Below are 16670 nucleotides of genomic sequence, written 5' to 3'. Positions count from 1 at the left end.
CGCGCCCGCGCACCGGGCGGAACGGACAGGGGCGCGGGTCGGAACGGGCCTGTCGCCGCGCGGAGGCGCTGCGTAGACTCCCCGGGATCCCCTCCCCCGTCGAAGGACCCTCCGGTGAACCAGACGTACGCGCTGACCGCGGTCACCGCCGTCGTCGTGGTGACGGTGCTGGTCGGCGCGCTGGGGCTGCGGATATCCCGGACCACCTCGGACTTCTACGTGGCCTCGCGCACCGTCGGCCCCCGGCTGAACGCGGCGGCCATCGGCGGGGAGTACCTCTCCGCCGCCTCCTTCCTCGGCGTCGCCGGGCTGGTGCTCCTCCAGGGACCGCGGATGCTCTGGTACCCCGTCGGCTACACGGCCGGGTACCTGGTGCTGCTGGTGCTGGTCGCGGCTCCGCTGCGGCGCTCGGGCGCGTACACGCTGCCGGACTTCGCGGAGGGCCGGCTCCAGTCGCGGGCCGTGCGGCGGATCGCGGTGGTGTTCGTGCTCGGCGTGGGCTGGCTGTACCTGGTGCCGCAGCTCCAGGGGGCGGGGCTGACCCTGACCGTCCTGACCGGGGCCCCGCACTGGGCGGGCGGGGTGGTCGTAGCGTCCGTGGTCACGGCGGCCGTCGCGGCGGGCGGGATGCGCAGCATCACCTTCGTCCAGGCCTTCCAGTACTGGCTCAAGCTCTGCGCCCTGCTGGTGCCGGCCTTCTTCCTGCTGGCGGCCTGGGCCGGGGACGGGGCGCCGCGCGCCTCCTTCGACGCCCCGGCTGTCTTCCGGGAGCACACCGCCGTCACCCTCGGGCACGACGTCCGGCTGTCGGTGGACGCGCCGCTTGCCGTGACGGTGACGGGCCGGGTGGACGGGCGCGACCACGCGGACGCCCCGCTGACCCTGACGCCCGGCCGGCACACGGTGGAGGCGGGCGCCCGGCTGGAGTTCCGGCCCGGGACGGCGGTTCCCGACACCGCCTCGCCGGCGGGCGCGGCACCGGACGCGCCGGGCCGGCCGCAGCCGCTGTCCGGGGGCGACGGCGAGTACCGGCTGTACGCCACGTACGGGCTGATCCTGGCCACCTTCCTCGGCACGATGGGCCTGCCGCACGTCGCGGTGCGCTTCTACACCAGCCCGGACGGGCGGGCCGCCCGGCGCACCACCCTGGTGGTGCTGGCACTGCTCGGGGTCTTCTACCTGCTGCCCCAGGTGTACGGGGCGCTGGGCCGGATCTACGCGCCCGAGCTCGCGCTGACCGGGGACGCGGACGCGGCGGTGCTGGTGCTGCCGGAGCGGGTGCTGGGCGGGCTGCTCGGGGAGCTGCTGGGGGCGCTGCTGGCCGGCGGCGCCTTCGCGGCGTTCCTGTCGACGGCCTCCGGGCTGACGATGGCGGTGGCGGGGGTGCTACACCAGGACGTGCTGCCCCGGCGCGGGGTGGGGAGTTTCCGCCTCGCGGTGGTGGTGGCGATGGCGGTGCCGCTGGCGGGCGCGGCGGTGAGCACCCGGGTGCCGGTGGCGGACGCGGTCGGGCTGGCGTTCGCGGTGTCGGCGTCCTCGTTCTGCCCGCTGCTGGTGCTCGGGATCTGGTGGCGGGGTCTGACCCCGCCGGGGGCGGTCGCCGGGCTGCTCACGGGCGGCGGGGCCGCGCTGGGCGCGGTGCTGCTGACGCGGGGCGGGGTCGCGCCGAGGGGGTGGGCGCACGCGCTGCTGGCCTGGCCGGCGGTGTGGTCGGTGCCGCTGGGGTTCCTGACGATGGTGCTGGTGTCGCTGGCGACCCGGTCCCGGGTTCCGGCGGGGACGGCGGCCGCGCTGGCGCGGCTGCACCTGCCCGAGGGCGTGGCCGGGGAACGGGCGGCGGGGGGTGCCCGGTGACGGGTGCGGGGGCGGCGGAGCTGGTGCCGGCGGTGGCGGGGGCGGCGCTGCTGCTGGGGGCGGGCTGGGCCGGGGGCCGGTGGCAGGCGCGGCGCGGGGAGCGGGTGGCGGGGCTGGACCTGGGCACACCGGTCGAGCGGGCCACCTTCCACACGCTGCACACCGCTTCGCTGGCCGCTCCCCCGCTGCGGGCGGGTCTCACGGAGGACGCCGCGCGCAAGGCGGCGCGGCGGCTGCGGTCGCTGCTCGGGACGGAGGCGCTGTGCCTGACGGACCGGGAGACGGTGCTGGCCTGGGACGGGCCGGGCGCCGACCACCACGAGCGGCGGGCGATGGCCCGGGTGGCGGTGATGCTGGAGTCGGGGCGCAGCCAGAGCCTGCGCACGGAGTGCCAGCGGCCGGGGTGCCCGCTGAAGTGGGCGGTGTTCGCGCCGCTGACCGGTGAGGACGGGGTGCTGGGGGCGCTGGTCGCGTACGGGTCGCGGGAGTCGGCGGTGCTGGTGCGGGCCGCGACGGAGGTGGCGCGGTGGGTCTCCGTACAGCTGGAGCTGTCGGAGCTGGACCGGGCGCGGACCCGGCTGATGGAGGCGGAGATCAAGGCGCTGCGGGCGCAGATCTCCCCGCACTTCATCTTCAACTCGCTCGCGGCGATCGCCTCGTTCGTGCGGACGGATCCGGAGCGGGCGCGGGAGCTGCTGCTGGAGTTCGCCGATTTCACGCGCTACTCCTTCCGCCGGCACGGGGAGTTCACCACGCTGGCCGAGGAGCTGCGGTCGATCGAGCGGTATCTCTCGCTGGCCGGGGCCCGGTTCGGTGACCGGCTGAAGGTGACCTTGCAGGTGGCGCCTGAAGTGCTGCCGGTGGCGCTGCCGTTCCTGTGTCTGCAGCCGCTGGTGGAGAACGCCGTCAAGCACGGGGTGGAGGACTCCACGGAGGAGTGCCGGATCACCATCGCTGCGCGGGACGCGGGCGCGGAGGCGGTGCTGACCATCGAGGACAACGGCGTGGGGATGGATCCGGAGCGGCTGCGGCGGATCCTGGCCGGGGACCGGGCGGGGTCCGCCTCGGGGATCGGGCTGCCCAACGTCGACGAGCGGATGCGCCAGGTGTACGGGGACGCGTACGGGCTCGTCGTGGAGACGGCTGTCGGGGCCGGGATGAAGGTCACCGTCCGGATCCCCAAGTACCGCCCGGGGGTCCACACCTCGGCGCCGGGTCCGGGGCGTCCGGACCCCCGGCAGGACTGACCCTTCCTTCCCGGGAAACGCCCGTGGCCCCCTTCCCCGCCGGCACGGCGGGGAAGGGGGCCACGGGTACGGGATCTGTCAGCTCCAGCTGGCGTGCAGCGGCTTGCCCTCGGCGTAGCCGGCGGCGGACTGGATGCCGACGACGGCCTTCTCCTCGAACTCGGCCAGCGAGCCGGCACCGGCGTAGGTGCAGGAGGAGCGGACGCCCGCGATGATCGAGTCGATCAGGTCCTCGACGCCCGGGCGGGCCGGGTCGAGGAACATCCGCGAGGTGGAGATGCCCTCCTCGAACAGCGCCTTGCGGGCGCGGTCGTAGGCCGACTCCTCCGAGGTGCGGTTGCGCACGGCGCGCGCCGAGGCCATGCCGAAGGACTCCTTGTACAGGTGGCCCTCGGCGGACTGCTGGAGGTCGCCCGGGGACTCGTACGTACCGGCGAACCAGGAGCCGATCATGACGTTGGAGGCGCCGGCGGCCAGCGCCATCGCCACGTCGCGCGGGTGACGGACGCCACCGTCGGCCCAGACGTGCTTGCCGTACTTCTTGGCCTCGGCCGCGCACTCCAGCACCGCGGAGAACTGCGGGCGGCCCACGCCGGTCATCATGCGGGTGGTGCACATGGCGCCGGGGCCCACACCGACCTTGATGATGTCGGCGCCGGCCTCGATGAGGTCCTTGACGCCGTCGGCGGCGACGATGTTGCCGGCCACGATCGGGACCTTCGGGTCCAGGGCGCGGACGGCCTTGATCGCGTTGATCATCGACTCCTGGTGGCCGTGGGCCGTGTCGATGACGAGGGTGTCCACGCCGGCGTCGAGCAGCTGCTTGGCCTTGCCCACGAAGTCGCCGTTGATGCCGACGGCGGCCGCGATGCGCAGCTTGCCGTTCGCGTCGGTGGCCGGGGTGTAGAGGGTCGCGCGCAGGGCGCCCTTGCGGGTCAGGATGCCGACCAGCTTGCCGTCCTCGTCGACGGCCGGGGCCAGCTTGCGGTGGCCCGCGTCGAGCTGGTTGAAGGCGTCGCGGGGGTCGATGTCGGCGTCGATGAGCAAGAGCTCCTTCGACATGACCTCGGAGAGCTGGGTGAAGCGGTCCACGCCGGTGAGGTCGTGGTCGGTGACCACGCCGACCGGGCGGTTGTCCGCGTCGACGACCACGCCGGCGCCGTGGGCCCGCTTGGGCAGCAGCGACAGCGCGTCGGCGACGGTCTGGGTGGGCGCCAGCGTGATCGGGGTGTCGAGCACGAGGTGGCGGGTCTTGACCCAGGAGATGACGTCGGTGACGACCTCGATCGGGATGTCCTGGGGGATGACGACGATTCCACCCCGGCGGGCGACGGTCTCGGCCATCCGGCGGCCCGCGATGGCGGTCATGTTCGCCACGACGAGGGGAATGGTGGTGCCGGTGCCGTCGGGCGAAGAGAGGTCCACGCCCTGGCGGGAGCCGACCGCGGAGCGGCTCGGCACCATGAACACATCGTCGTACGTCAGGTCGTACGGCGGCTTCAGGTCATTGAGGAAACGCACGTGCTGAACATCCCAGTCGATCGAAGGATCTTTCTACGGCCTCGACGGGGCAGCCAGCCGAGGAAACGCACGTACTTCATTCTCCCACGACCTGGCGTTCATGCCGCCCCGGCCGATCGTCCAGGACATTCCGGGCCGCCTGGTCGTTTCCTACGGGACCTCCGTCCCGCCGGGCGGGCGCGGACCGCCGGACGGAGAGTGGGAGGAGGACGATTCCACCGGTCTGGCGGGAGGACCCATGGCGAAGACGACGCGGGAAGGCACGCCCCTCGAGCTGGAGGGCGACGGCCTGGAGATACGGCTCAAGGAGATCGGCGGGGACCTCACCGTGGGGTTCTTCCGCCTTCCCGAGGGGACGGACATGAGCGAGCCCCTCAAGGGGATGCCGGAGGACATGTGCCAGTGTCCGCACTGGGGGTACATCCTCAAGGGCCGCCTCAGGATGCGCACCGCCCAGGGGGACGAGGAGTACGGGGCGGGGGACGCCTACTACTGGTCGCCCGGGCACGTCCCGGTGGCGCTGGAGGACACCGAGTTCGTGGAGTTCTCCCCGACGGCGGAGTTCCGCGAGGTCATCGACCACGTGAAGGGCGGGGCCGGGTAGCCCGGCGGAGCCGTCGGTTCGGTGGCCGGGGGGCCGGGCCCGGGCCCGGCTCGGGCACCGGGCCCGCCCCGGTGGTGCCGGCGGGCGTCAGGGGATGTGGGCGCGGCGCGCCGACTGCCCGGGGATCAGCGGCCGGGGCGGCAGTACGGCCGGCGGCCGGGCGCCGCCGGGGCCGGGCCCTGGTAGCGGGGCGGCCGGGACGGACCGGGCGGTCGCGGGGCGTTCCTCTCCGGGGGTGGCGGGGATGGCGGCCGAGGTGAGCAGGGTCACCGCACCCTCGGTGCGGCCGTGGCGGGTCCATTCGACGACCCGCCGCCGGGAGCGCAGCGAGTCGATCAGTTCCCGCACTGGGCGCCCAGGCCGACAGCGCCGGGACGGCCGTGGACATCGGCCTGGGCGGGCTCGGCGCTTGACCGTGTTCGACTCCCCTTCAGAGGGTGTGGAGGGGGAGGTCGACGGCTCCCTGCCCGTCTCCTTCGGCGGCACCGGCCGCCACAAACCGGGCCCGTACACCGCACCCGCACGGGAAGCCGGACGCTCTCGCGGCGCGGGCGGCACACCGCCGCCCGGTCCCTCCGGCGGTCCTCGTCCCGGCCGGTTCCGGCACTCTGGGCAACTCCCCTCCTCCTGGCGTCCCCTGCGGGCGGTCAGGCGGTGATCAGGGCCGCCCGGGCCAGCGCGCGCGGGCGGTGAGCACGCCCGCGAGGTGGCCCAGGTATGCGGCCGAAGGTGCCGCGCCCGGGGACGAACAGTTCCCGGGGCTCGGCTCGGAAGGCCGCGAGCACCGTCCCCGTCCCGTACGGGCCCCCGCGCAGCCGGTCCTCGACGCCGCGCAGGCGCAGGGGGCGGGGGGCGCTCCGGTGACCGCGATGCGCGGCCCGTCGGGGGTGATCCGTACGGCGGCGGCGCACAGCGGGTGGCCCGGTCGGCGGCCTTCTCGAAGGCGGCGGCCGGGCCGGCCGCGGGCACCAGCAGGGCGGTGACCACCGATCCGGCGGGCACCCCCTTGGCGGCGAACCGCTCGGCGTCCTACGTCGACCAGCAGGCGGGCCCGTTCCGCGCCGGTGCGCAGGCGCCGGTGCCTCAGTGCGGCTCCGGCCCGGCCAGCAGCACCGTCAGCGCGGGAGCGCCGTCCTGCTCCCGCCAGAAGTCCGCCGCCCCCTCCAGGATCTCCCTCAGGGTGTCCCAGTCGTCCGGCCGGTCGGCGGCGTAGCCGCGCCACGAGGTCACCGCCAGCAGCCGCCCGGGCGCCTCGGGCAGCCAGGACAGGTCGGCCAGCACGTCGGCCAGCGCGTCCCAGTTCCCGCCGAACCACTCCGGCGCCCGCAGGGCCCGCGCGCAGCGCCGCATCAGCGCCGCCTTGCTCCGCACGCCGTCGAGGTCCAGCCGTACGACGCTCCAGCCGGCCTCCTGCGCGGCGGCCAGGGCGGGCGCGAGCGGCCGCGGGTCGAGGCTCATCGCAGAACCGCCTTGAAGGTCTCGTAGTGGTCGTCCGTGTAGTAGAACTCCCCGCCCTGACCCGTCACGATCCGCCGCGCCCCGCGGCCGCGCTCGCCCGGCGTGCGCACCGTGTACTCGTGGTAATAGCCGCGCTCGCGCTTCGGCAGGACCTTCTCGAAGTTGCCGAAGACGGTCCCGTCCTGCCGGTGGGCGTACGGGCCGCCCTTGTCGATGAGCGCAAGCACCTCGCGGGCCTGCGGCGGCAGCGCGTCGGCCCGTACGGTCGGCATTCCCTCGGCCCACGCGGGGGCGGCGGCGGTGCTCGCCGCGGACGGGAGCCGCGCCGGGGCGTCCTTGGCACCGCAGCCCGCCAGGGCAGCGGTCAGCGCGGCGCACAGGAACAGAGCTCCGAGCGCACGCGTCAACGATCGGGGCACGCTCCTGAGGATCATGCCCCGATCGTGCCAAATATCCGATCCGGTGGCGAACAGCCAGGCGGTGTCAGAGTGCGGACATCTTGAAGTAAGGACTCAGGATGCGCTTCTGGACCGATCCGAAGTCGACGAGGACGGCGACCCCCTCCTCCACACCGACGACACGGCCGAGGCCGTGCTCGTCGTGACTGACCCGGTCGCCGACGTCGAACCGCCTCAGGGGCGGCTCAGCGGGGGCCTTGAACGGGCTTGACGGCAAATGACGGCGAGGTACTGCTGACTTGGTCATCACAACCAGTATGCGCCCCCGGAGCGCCCCGCGGCCCCATGCGCAGGTCTCGATTGCGCACCCTTCGCCCCGGACGCCCCCGCGGCACCGGCTGGAACGCGCCCGTCTGCCGTCGGCGCCGGCCCGGTCCGGGCGTCCCCGTCAGTCGTCGGGGTCGGCCCGGTCCAGGGCCGGCCGCAGCCCGGGTTCGGACTCGGTCAGCAGGTAGTCGGCGACCGCCGTGTCCGTGACGAGGCTGGTCACCAGCCCGGAGCGGAGCACCGCGCCGATGGCGGAGGCCTTGCGCAACCCGCCCGCGATCGCCACGACCTCGGGGATCCGGCGCAGCCGGTCCGCCTCGACGGTGATGCAGCGCTCGCCCAGGTCCCGTCCGACCCGGCGGCCCTCCTTGTCGAAGAGGTGGGCGGACATCTCGGCGGCGACGCCGAGCGAGGCGTAGTGGGCCCGCTCCTCGTCGGTCAGCATGTCGTGGACGGTCGAGATCCCCGGCTCCCAGGAACCGATGGACACGGCCGCGACGGTCACCTTGTCGAAGTACTCGAAGGCCCGCGCGATCCCGGTCTGGCTGCGCAGCGCGGCCGCGGTCGCCGGGTCGGGGAGCAGCATCGGGGCGTAGATCGGGTGCGCGTCCCCGCCCGAGACCTGCGCGGCCCTGCGTACGGCCTCCACCGAGCCGCGCTCGGCGGTCCCGGCGTCGTACACGCCGGTCAGCTGGACGACGGTGCAGGGGGGCAGCCGGTGCAGGGAGGCGGCCATGTGGATGGTCGACCGCCCCCACGCCAGCCCGAGCACGTCGCCCTCGTTGACGAGCTCACCGAGCAGGTCGGCCGCCACCGCGCCGAGGTTCTCCGGGTCCGGGGCGTCCTCGCTCGCGTCGGCGGGCGATTCCACCACGACGGCGTGCCGCAGCCCGTAGCGGGCGCGGAGCGCGTCCGAGCGCTCCGCGTCCAGTTCCGCGGGTACCCGGATCTCGATGCGTACGAGGTCGCGTTCGAGGGCGGTCTCCAGGACCCGGGCCACCTTGAAGCGGCTCACGCCGAACTCCTCGGCGATCTGGATCTTGGACTTGCCCTCCAGGTAGAAGCGGCGCGCCATGGCCGCCGCCTGCACCAGCTCCGCGGGTCCCATCCGCAGGGCTGACCGTCCCGCCGACATTGCAGACACCGCGCTCTCCTCACTGCTGTTCACACTGTCGTGTTCACACTCTCGACTCGCCGTTCATCCTGTCAGATCCAACGGCCATTGATCAGCCTGGACGGCTTCCGTTCACCGAGCCGTCCCCTGGCGCCCGCCTCAGTGGTCGCAGGCCCAGGGCGCGGCGGCGATGGCCGCGCCCGCCTGCTCGCGCAGGGTGCGGACCGCGGCGGCGGGGTCGACCGCCCCGTAGACCGCGCTGCCCGCCACGAACACGTCCGCGCCGGCCTCGGCGACCCGCTCGATCGTCGTGGCCGAGACCCCGCCGTCGACCTGGAGCCAGAGGTCGAGCCCGTGCTTGGCGATCAGCTCCCGGGTCCGGCGGACCTTGGGGAGCATGATGTCGAGGAAGGACTGGCCGCCGAAGCCGGGCTCGACCGTCATGATCAGCACCATGTCGAGCTCGGGGAGGATGTCCTCGTACTGCTCGATCGGGGTGCCGGGCTTGAGCGCCATGGCCGCCCGCGCGCCCTTGGCCCGGATCTCCCGCGCGAGGCGCACGGGGGCCGCGGCGGCCTCGGCGTGGAAGGTAACCGAGCCGGCCCCGGCCTCCACGTACTGCGGCGCCCAGCGGTCCGGGTCCTCGATCATCAGGTGCAGGTCCAGCGGGATGTCCGTGGCCCGGCTGAGGGATTCCACGATCGGCACGCCGAGGGTCAGGTTCGGGACGAAATGGTTGTCCATGACGTCGACGTGCAGCCAGTCGGCCCCCTCGACGGCCCTGGCCTCCTCGGCGAGACGGGCGAAGTCGGCGGACAGGATGCTGGGATTGATCTGAACGGCCATGCCCCAAGCCTGCCATGCTCCCGGACACTTCCGGCCACGGCCCCGGAACTCGCCGTTCTCGTAGCACAGCTTAATTGATCAAGACACCGATACTCGCTTGTCCTTCGCGGTGGGTCGCGGTCACCGTTACGTACATGACAACCGCCCCCGCCACCGGTTCCCCCACCGTTCCCCCCGCCGACGACGGCCCCTGGCGCAATCCCGATTTCCGCGCCCTGTTCGGCGCCGCGGCCCTGAGCCAGTTCGCCGCCAACACCGGATACATCGCCGTCCCGCTGCTCGCCCTGACCGCCCTCGACGCGAGCCCCGCCCAGGTCGGCGCCCTCGCGGCCCTGTCCACCGCCGCCTTCCTGCTCATCGGCCTCCCGGCCGGCGCCTGGGTGGACCGCCTGCGCACCCGCCGGGTCCTGATCACCGCCGACCTCGCCCGGGCCGGGCTCGTCGCCTCGCTCCCGCTCGCCTGGTGGCTGGACGTGCTCACCCTGCCCCAGCTGTACGCCGTCGTGCTCCTCACCGGCTGCGCCACCGTGTTCGGCGAGGTCGGCTCCCAGAGCGCCCTGCCCCAGCTCGTCGGCCGGGGCGGCCTGGTCCGCGCGAACGCCGCCCTGGCGACCCTGATGGCCGTCGCGAACATCGCGGGCCGGGGCGCGGGCGGCGCCCTGATCGCCTTGCTGACCGCCCCCGTCGCGCTGGCCTGCGCGGCCCTCGGGCACCTCGGCTCCGGCCTGCGGATGCTGAGCGTCCGTCCGGTCCCCAAGCCGCCCGCCGCCGCGCGGATCCCGCTGCGCGCGCAGATCTCCGAGGGGCTGAGGCACGTACTGGGCCACTCCGAGCTGCGTGCCCTGGCACTGACGGCCAGTCTGAACAACCTGGGCGGCTCCATGATCAACGCCATGCTGCCGGTGCTCTTCGTGGCCGAGCTCGGCCTCTCCGCCGGGGCGCTCGGCCTGTTCTGGGCCGCGGGCGGGGCCGGGCTGCTGTGCGGCGCCCGGCTGGCCCGGCCCTTCGCGGCCCGGGCGGGCTACGGCACCGCCCTGACCCTGAGCCTGACGCCGGCGGCCCTGCTGGTCCCGATGGCGGACCGGGGGCCGTGGCTGTGGGCGGCCGGGGCGGGCTGGCTCGTGTCCACCGTGACGATCGGCAGCGGCAACGTCCTGGGCGTCAGCCTCCGCCAGCACCTGACCCCGGACCCGCTCCTCGGCCGCATGAACGCCACCTTCCGGTTCATGCTGACCGGCGCCATCGCCCTCGGCTCGGCCGCCTCCGGTCTCCTCGCGGAGCTCGCCGGCCTGCGCACCACCCTCTGGGCCGGCGCGGCCCTCCTGGCGCTCTCCTTCGTACCGACGCTGCTGTCGCCGATCCGCGGCCGGCGCTCCGTGGAAGGGTGACCACCGCCGCCCGGGAGTTCAGGCCGTCCGGCGCAGCAGGGCCAGGTACATGGCGTCCGTACCGTGCAGGTGCGGCCACAGCTGGACGTCCGGGCCGTCGCCCAGCGCCGGTACGCCCTCCATGTACGGACGGGCGTCGATCAGTTCGGCCGCCACCGGCTGCGCCCCGGCGCCCCGGCCCTTGAGGACGTCGTCCACGACCACCCGCGTCTCCGCCAGGTGCGGGGAGCAGGTCGCGTAGCCCACGACACCGCCCACGCGCACGGCGGACAGGGCCTCGCGCAGCAGGGCCCGCTGGAGCGGCGCGAAGCCCTCCAGGTCCTCCGGGCGACGCCGCCAGCGGGCCTCCGGACGGCGCCGCAGCGCCCCCAGGCCCGAACAGGGGACGTCCATCAGGACCCGGTCGAAGGAGCCCGGCAGCCACGGCGGCCGGGTGCCGTCGGCCGTGATGACCTGGTACGGACCCGGGTTCCCGGACAGGGCCCGCTCGACCAGGCGCGCCCGGTGCGGCTGCTTCTCGGAGGCCAGCAGGAACGCCCCGCGCCGCGCCGCCAGCGCGCCCAGCAGCGCCGCCTTGCCGCCCGGACCCGCGCAGCCGTCCAGCCACCGCTCGTCACGGCCCTCGACCGGGACCGCCGCCAGGGCCATGGCCACCAGCTGGCTGCCCTCGTCCTGCACACCGGCGCGCCCCTCGCGCACCGCCTCCAGCGCGCCGGGCTCGCCGCCCTCGGCCATCCGGACGGCGTACGGGGACCAGCGCCCCGGCAGCGCCGAGTCCTCGCCGACCGCCTCCAGCAGCTCCTGCGGCGTGGACCGGCCGGGGCGTGCCACCAGCGTCACCTCGGGCCGCTCGTTGTCGGCCTCCAGCAGGTCCTCGATCCCGGCACGGCCACCGCCCAGCGCGTCCCACAGGGCGCTGACCACCCAGCGGGGGTGGGAGTGGTAGACCGCCAGGTGCTCCTCGGCGTCCTCCTCGTACGGCGGCGCGACCCGCTCCAGCCAGCCCTCCAGGTCGTGGGCGGCGATCTTGCGCAGCACGGCGTTGACGAACTTCGCCCGCCCGTCGCCGAGCACCACGCGGGCCAGCTCCACGCTGGCGGAGACCGCCGCGTGGGTGGGGATGCGGGTCCCCAGCAGCTGGTGCGCGCCGAGCGAGAGCACGTCCAGGACCGGCGGGTCCACCTCGCGCAGCGGCCGGTCCACGCAGGCGGCGATGACCGCGTCGTACGTGCCCTGCCGGCGCAGGGTCCCGTAGACCAGCTCGGTCGCCAGGGCCGCGTCGCGCGCCTGGAACCGCTCGTCCTGCCGGGCCTTCTTCAGCAGCGGGGGCAGGACCAGGTTCGCGTACGCGTCGCGCTCGTCCACCGCCCGCAGCGCCTCGAAGGCCAGCAGCCGGACGGGGTCCTTCTGCGGCCGGCGGTAGGGCTTGGCCTGCTTGCCGGCGCCCGTCTTGGGGGCGGGACGACGACGGGGCTGTTCGCTCACGTGAAAGGTGCTCCGGGGTTACGAGGTGCGGTTGCGAAGGGGAGGCTCGGGATCAGCCTACGACGGGCGCGCCCAGGCGCTCGCCGGGAGCGATGCGCACCCCGCGGGCCCAGTCGGCGCCCTTCATCGGCTTCTTGCCCTGCGGCTGCACCCAGAGCAGCTCGACGGCGTGCGAGCCGGTGCCCACGTGGACGTTGTTCTTGGCCGGGGCCAGCACGCCGGGGGCCAGGTCGGTGCGCTCGGGAACGAGCCCGAGGGAGATCAGCTTGAGGCGCTCACCGCGGAAGACGGTCCAGGCCCCGGGGGCGGGAGTGCAGCCGCGCACCACGCGGTCGGCGCGCAGCGCGGGCGCGTTCCAGTCGACCCGGGCGTCCTCGACGGTGATCTTCGGCGCGAGGGAGACTCCCTCCGCGGGCTGCTCCATGGCGCGCAGGCTGCCGTCCTCGATCCCGTCCATGGTCGCGGACAGCAGTCCGGACCCGGCGAAGGCGAGGCGGGTCAGCAGGTCGCCGCTGGTGTCGGTCGGGCGGATCTCCTCGGTGAGGACCCCGAAGACCGGACCGGTGTCGAGGCCCTCCTCGATGCGGAAGGTGGAGGCACCGGTGACCTGGTCCCCCGCCATGATCGAGTGCTGGACGGGAGCCGCCCCGCGCCAGCTCGGCAGCAGCGAGAAGTGCAGGTTGACCCACCCGTGGCGGGGGATGTCGAGCGCGCTCTTGGGGATCAGCGCCCCGTACGCGACGACCGGGCAGCAGTCCGGGGCGATCTCCCGCAGCCGGGCCTGGAACTCCTCGTCGCGCGGCCGGACCGGCTTGAGGACCTCGATGCCGGCCTCCTCGGCGCGCTCGGCGACGGGGCTGGCGACCAGGCGCCGCCCGCGCCCGGCGGGGGCGTCGGGCCGGGTGACGACGGCAGCGACCTCGTGGCGCCCGGAGGCGATCAGGGCGTCCAGGGCGGGTACGGCGACCTCGGGGGTGCCTGCGAAGACGAGCTTCACTGGGTCCTACCTCGCTATCTCGGCTGTCAGCAGCACACCAGTCTATGGGACGCCCACCCGGGCCCACCTGCGGTATCGGGGGGCGTACGCACACACGCGCGCCCCTCGCATATGCCGACACGCCCCCAGTGCGTGACCTGGGCGCCCGCTGACGCGTTGGTCAAGAGAGATTGACCGAAACGGGCCGCGATCAAGAACGGTGTCTGCGGCCCGATCCGCTCTCCAGCACCGGTTCGAGAGGCTTCTCCATGGCCGACCACGCCACCCATGACGCCCAAGCACGGGCCAGCCTGCACCTCCTGGTGCGGGACATCGAGCGGGTTCGCCGGCAGGTGGACGCGCTGCGGACGCTCACGGCCCAGCTCGGAAACGTGTACCGTCCGCGCCGCTCAGGGCCCTCCACGGGCTTCGTCGTCTACGGCAGGGCCCCCGCCCCCACCGTCCGGCTCGCGCAGGAGCTGAGGGACAGCGTCGAGACGCTGGTCACCGCCGCGGTGGACTTCGACCGCTCCCTCGGCTTCTCCTGGGACGCCGTCGGCTCGGCGCTCGGCGTCACCAAGCAGGCCGTGCACCGCCGCTACGGCGCACGCCGCGCGCAGGCCGCCGAGGCCGCGGAGCCGCTGTCCGAGGGCACCACGACCCGCACCCTGGGACCGGTCCCCACCATCCCGGCGGCGCGCTCGGTTCCCCCGCAACCCGTGCGCGAAGATGCGCAGGCCGGCGCCACGGCCGTACCGGCGGGCCGCACCTCGGCCTTCCCCGGCCCCCGCAACGGCTGACCGCCGCCCGCCTCCGCCGGGACGCCGACCCCCGACGGCCGGGCGCGGCGCGGTACCCACCCCCGGCGGGGCGGCCCAGTGGCCGCCCCGCCGGGGTTTCGCACGTCCGGGCCCGACCGGTGCCCGCGCCCTCCCGCTCCGGGCCACCGGACCCGGTGCGTGCGCCGGGTCAGCCGATGTCCGGCGGGTCGATCCGGACCCGGACCGCCTCCCCCGCCGGAACCCCCCGCGCCAGCCGGGCGGCCTGCGCCTCCTTCAGCGCCCGGGCCAGCGCGGCCCCGCTCCCCGGCGGGACCCGCACCAGTGCCCGTTCCCCCGGGGAGGGCTCGCCGCGCCGCGCGGGCAGCGGTACGGGCCCCAGGACCTCCGCGTCCGCCGGCAGGTCCGCGGCTTCGAGGAAGGCCTCCAGCGCGTCCGCCCGGCCGGCCACCGCGGCCATCCGGGACACCGGCGGGAAGCCCAGCTGGGCCCGCTCGGCCAGTTCCCGCACGGCGTGCCCGACCGGGTCCCAGCGCACCAGGGCCTGCACGGGCCGCAGCGTCGGCTCGGCGACCACCACCACCTGCCCGTCGCCGCGGACCAGCGAGGCGGCGGCGATCCAGCGGCGCAGGGCGTCCTCCCCGGCCCGCAGGTCGGGCCTGCCGAGCATCGCCCAGCCGTCCAGCAGCAGCGCGGCCGCGTAACCGGCGCCCGCCGCGACCGGCTCGGCGCCCGGGGTGCACACCACCAGCGCGGGCCGGTCGGGCACCTCGTCCAGCACGTGGTCGCGCCCGGAGGTCCGTACGGGAACGGCGGGGAAGGCGCGGCCCAGCTCCTCGGCGGTCCGCCGCGCGCCCACCACCTGGGCCCGCAGCCGGAAGGAGCCGCACTCCTCGCAGTGCCAGGCGCTCTCGGCCCGCCCGCACCAGCCGCAGTGCAGCTCCCGCTCGTCGGGGGCCTCCAGCGGCCCGGCGCACACCGTGCAGCGGGCGGGCGTCCGGCAGCGCTCGCAGGCCAGCCGGGGCACGTACCCGCGCCGCGGCACCTGGACCAGTACGGGCCCGCTCTTCAGGCCCTCCCGTACGGTCTCCCAGGCCAGGCTGGGCAGCCGGGCGGCGCGGGCCGCCCCGTCCCGGGCCAGCAGCTCGTCGCCGACGGTCCGGATGCGGGGCGCGACGGCCCGTACGGTCTCGCGGTCCGCGACGAGCGGCCGGGCCCAGCCGGACTCCACCAGCTGGGCGGCCTCGACGGTACAGCTGGTGCTCCCGGCCAGGAAGCCGCAGCCGTCGCTGACCGCGCGGAGCTCCAGCACCTCCCGCACGTGCGGGAAGGGGGCGTGGTCGTCGCTGTGGCTGGAGTCGCCGTCGTCCCAGACCGCGACCAGCCCGAGGTCGCGCACGGGGGCGAACATCGCCGCCCGGGTGCCGACCACGGCGCGGACGGAACCCCGGCTCACCGCGAGCCACTGCCCGTAGCGCTTCTCGGGGCCGGACTCGGCGGTCAGCAGCGCGTGCCTCCCCTCGCCCAGCAGGGCGGTGAGGGCGGTGTCGACCCGGGCGGCGGTGCGCCCGTCGGGCACCACCGCGAGGGCACCGCGCCCGGAGGCGAGGGTGGCCGCCATGGCCCGGGCGAGCTCGTCGGCCCAGCCGGGACCGGGCAGCGCGGTCCACACCGCGCGCGGGGTGCCTCCGGTGGCCAGGGCCCGCAGGAAGGCGGGCCCGGCGCCGTAGCGGGTCCAGCCGCCGGGCTCGGGAGCGGGGGGCGGCGGCAGCGGTGCGGGCGAGGGCCTGGCCTCGGCCCGGGCGCTGCGCGGGGGCAGGGCCAGCTGGAGCACGTCGGCCAGGCTTCCGGCGTACCGGTCGGCGACGGCCCGGGCGAGGGCCAGCATGCCCGGGCCGAGGACCACCTCGGGCGAGACCACCTGGGCGAGGGCGGCCAGGGCCCCTTCGTAGTCGGACTCGGCACGCCGTTCCACGATGAAACCGTCGATGAGCCCGCCGCCCTCGCGGCGGCCGCCGTGCACCCGGTGTCCGCCCGCGCCGAAGCGGACCCGGACGCGCACACCGGGCTGGGCGGCCTCCGACAGCTCGGCGGGCACGGCGTAGTCGAAGAGCCGGTCGAGGTGGAGGACGCCCTTGTTCACGAGGACCCGGGCGACGGGCAGCTCCTCGGCCACGGCGGCCCCCCGCCAGGTGCGCGGCTTCGCCTTGGGCGCCTTGGCCTTCGCCTCGGCGACCATTTCCCGGATCAGGGCGAGCTGTTCCGGCTGGGACTCGTTCGCGCTGCTCACACAGGCATTTCTAGCAAACCCCACTGACATCGAACGGCCCCGGACCACGAGGGTCCGGGGCCGTTCGTCGGGCGGGCTGCGCCGCTTACAGGCCGGCGGCGGCGCGCAGGGCGTCGACGCGGTCGGTGCGCTCCCAGGTGAAGTCGGGGAGCTCGCGGCCGAAGTGGCCGTAGGCGGCCGTCTGGGCGTAGATCGGGCGCAGCAGATCGAGGTCGCGGATGATCGCGGCGGGGCGGAGGTCGAAGACCTCGGCGATGGCGTCCTCGATCTTCTGGACGTCGACCTTGGCGGTGCCGAAGGTCTCGACGAAGAGACCGACGGGCTCTGCCTTGCCGATGGCGTAGGCGACCTGGACCTCGCAGCGTGCGGCCAGACCGGCGGCG

At 75.1% G+C, this 16670-nt stretch carries 16 protein-coding genes; 5 read left to right on the top strand and 11 right to left on the bottom strand.

What is annotated here, in order from left to right:
- Positions 1-114: 114 nt before the first annotated feature.
- Together ACFY7H_RS28535 and ACFY7H_RS28530 are read left to right on the top strand one after the other, a co-directional pair.
- A complete protein-coding gene (locus ACFY7H_RS28535; protein ID WP_388943654.1) occupies positions 115-1854 on the top strand; it encodes a cation acetate symporter in 1740 nt (579 codons plus the stop codon).
- The gene (locus ACFY7H_RS28530; RefSeq protein ID WP_388943651.1) at positions 1851-3101 is read left to right on the top strand and encodes a sensor histidine kinase; all 1251 of its coding nucleotides are present in this window, start codon (positions 1851-1853) and stop codon (positions 3099-3101) included. The genes ACFY7H_RS28535 and ACFY7H_RS28530 overlap by 4 nt, the downstream gene beginning before the upstream one ends.
- A 78-nt stretch (positions 3102-3179) precedes the next feature.
- Here the strand turns inward: ACFY7H_RS28530 and ACFY7H_RS28525 are convergent, their stop codons facing one another.
- Positions 3180-4622, bottom strand: a complete 1443-nt coding sequence (locus ACFY7H_RS28525; RefSeq protein ID WP_388943650.1) for a GuaB1 family IMP dehydrogenase-related protein — start codon at positions 4620-4622, stop codon at positions 3180-3182.
- Between the two features lie 238 nt (positions 4623-4860).
- On the opposite strand from ACFY7H_RS28525, the gene ACFY7H_RS28520 reads away from it, so the two are divergent.
- Positions 4861-5226 carry a hypothetical protein gene (locus ACFY7H_RS28520; protein ID WP_388943647.1) on the top strand — a complete coding sequence of 122 codons (366 nt, stop codon included), beginning with the start codon at positions 4861-4863 and terminating at the stop codon, positions 5224-5226.
- Between the two features lie 87 nt (positions 5227-5313).
- Here ACFY7H_RS28520 and ACFY7H_RS28515 read toward each other — a convergent pair whose 3' ends face one another.
- The 6 genes from ACFY7H_RS28515 to rpe form a co-directional block, all read right to left on the bottom strand.
- Positions 5314-5574: a hypothetical protein gene (locus tag ACFY7H_RS28515; RefSeq protein WP_388943644.1), complete on the bottom strand. Its 261-nt coding sequence runs from the start codon at positions 5572-5574 to the stop codon at positions 5314-5316.
- 735 nt (positions 5575-6309) lie between these two features.
- On the bottom strand, positions 6310-6684 hold the full coding sequence (locus tag ACFY7H_RS28510) for a barstar family protein (protein ID WP_388943641.1): 375 nt from the start codon (positions 6682-6684) through the stop codon (positions 6310-6312).
- Complete coding sequence (locus ACFY7H_RS28505) at positions 6681-7118, bottom strand: ribonuclease domain-containing protein (RefSeq protein ID WP_388943638.1); 438 nt, start codon at positions 7116-7118, stop codon at positions 6681-6683. The genes ACFY7H_RS28510 and ACFY7H_RS28505 overlap by 4 nt, the downstream gene beginning before the upstream one ends.
- Before the next feature lie 49 nt (positions 7119-7167).
- Complete coding sequence (locus ACFY7H_RS28500; RefSeq protein ID WP_388943635.1) at positions 7168-7389, bottom strand: hypothetical protein; 222 nt, start codon at positions 7387-7389, stop codon at positions 7168-7170.
- Between the two features lie 141 nt (positions 7390-7530).
- Positions 7531-8544, bottom strand: a complete 1014-nt coding sequence (locus tag ACFY7H_RS28495) for a sugar-binding transcriptional regulator (protein WP_042800630.1) — start codon at positions 8542-8544, stop codon at positions 7531-7533.
- Positions 8545-8682: 138 nt separating this feature from the next.
- The gene (gene rpe, locus ACFY7H_RS28490) at positions 8683-9369 is read right to left on the bottom strand and encodes a ribulose-phosphate 3-epimerase (RefSeq protein ID WP_388943631.1); all 687 of its coding nucleotides are present in this window, start codon (positions 9367-9369) and stop codon (positions 8683-8685) included.
- 134 nt (positions 9370-9503) lie between these two features.
- Here rpe and ACFY7H_RS28485 point away from each other — a divergent pair, with 134 nt between their 5' ends.
- Positions 9504-10757: an MFS transporter gene (locus ACFY7H_RS28485; protein WP_388943629.1), complete on the top strand. Its 1254-nt coding sequence runs from the start codon at positions 9504-9506 to the stop codon at positions 10755-10757.
- An 18-nt stretch (positions 10758-10775) separates the two neighbouring features.
- On the opposite strand, the gene ACFY7H_RS28480 is transcribed toward ACFY7H_RS28485, so the two are convergent.
- Together ACFY7H_RS28480 and fmt are read right to left on the bottom strand one after the other, a co-directional pair.
- Positions 10776-12242 carry an RsmB/NOP family class I SAM-dependent RNA methyltransferase gene (locus ACFY7H_RS28480; protein ID WP_388943626.1) on the bottom strand — a complete coding sequence of 489 codons (1467 nt, stop codon included), beginning with the start codon at positions 12240-12242 and terminating at the stop codon, positions 10776-10778.
- Positions 12243-12294: 52 nt separating this feature from the next.
- Positions 12295-13239 (bottom strand): methionyl-tRNA formyltransferase, encoded by a 945-nt coding sequence (gene fmt, locus ACFY7H_RS28475; RefSeq protein ID WP_388943623.1) that lies wholly within the window; start codon positions 13237-13239, stop codon positions 12295-12297.
- Positions 13240-13487: 248 nt separating this feature from the next.
- Here fmt and ACFY7H_RS28470 point away from each other — a divergent pair, with 248 nt between their 5' ends.
- A complete protein-coding gene (locus ACFY7H_RS28470) occupies positions 13488-14018 on the top strand; it encodes a hypothetical protein (protein WP_388943620.1) in 531 nt (176 codons plus the stop codon).
- Between the two features lie 169 nt (positions 14019-14187).
- Here the strand turns inward: ACFY7H_RS28470 and ACFY7H_RS28465 are convergent, their stop codons facing one another.
- Both ACFY7H_RS28465 and ACFY7H_RS28460 read right to left on the bottom strand, forming a co-directional pair.
- Positions 14188-16317, bottom strand: a complete 2130-nt coding sequence (locus ACFY7H_RS28465) for a primosomal protein N' (RefSeq protein WP_388943619.1) — start codon at positions 16315-16317, stop codon at positions 14188-14190.
- A gap of 55 nt (positions 16318-16372) precedes the next feature.
- A partial coding sequence (locus ACFY7H_RS28460) for a methionine adenosyltransferase domain-containing protein (RefSeq protein WP_386275817.1) occupies positions 16373-16670 on the bottom strand: 298 nt, incomplete at its 5' end.

Origin of the sequence: Streptomyces sp. NPDC012794, from assembly GCF_042901085.1 — a bacterium.
Taxonomy (GTDB): domain Bacteria; phylum Actinomycetota; class Actinomycetes; order Streptomycetales; family Streptomycetaceae; genus Streptomyces.
Note: the sequence above shows the minus strand (reverse complement) of the source record. Positions and strands in the feature narration are given on the sequence as shown.

Bases quoted from the DNA above. Each gene is read 5' to 3' on its own strand.
- ACFY7H_RS28520 (WP_388943647.1), top strand. From the start codon at position 4,861: ATGGCGAAGACGACGCGGGAAGGCACGCCCCTCGAGCTGGAGGGCGAC.
- ACFY7H_RS28510 (WP_388943641.1), bottom strand. From the start codon at position 6,684: ATGAGCCTCGACCCGCGGCCGCTCGCGCCCGCCCTGGCCGCCGCGCAG.
- ACFY7H_RS28505 (WP_388943638.1), bottom strand. From the start codon at position 7,118: ATGATCCTCAGGAGCGTGCCCCGATCGTTGACGCGTGCGCTCGGAGCT.
- ACFY7H_RS28500 (WP_388943635.1), bottom strand. From the start codon at position 7,389: ATGACCAAGTCAGCAGTACCTCGCCGTCATTTGCCGTCAAGCCCGTTC.
- ACFY7H_RS28495 (WP_042800630.1), bottom strand. From the start codon at position 8,544: ATGTCGGCGGGACGGTCAGCCCTGCGGATGGGACCCGCGGAGCTGGTG.
- rpe (WP_388943631.1), bottom strand. From the start codon at position 9,369: ATGGCCGTTCAGATCAATCCCAGCATCCTGTCCGCCGACTTCGCCCGT.
- ACFY7H_RS28485 (WP_388943629.1), top strand. From the start codon at position 9,504: ATGACAACCGCCCCCGCCACCGGTTCCCCCACCGTTCCCCCCGCCGAC.
- ACFY7H_RS28470 (WP_388943620.1), top strand. From the start codon at position 13,488: ATGGCCGACCACGCCACCCATGACGCCCAAGCACGGGCCAGCCTGCAC.
- ACFY7H_RS28465 (WP_388943619.1), bottom strand. From the start codon at position 16,317: ATGTCAGTGGGGTTTGCTAGAAATGCCTGTGTGAGCAGCGCGAACGAG.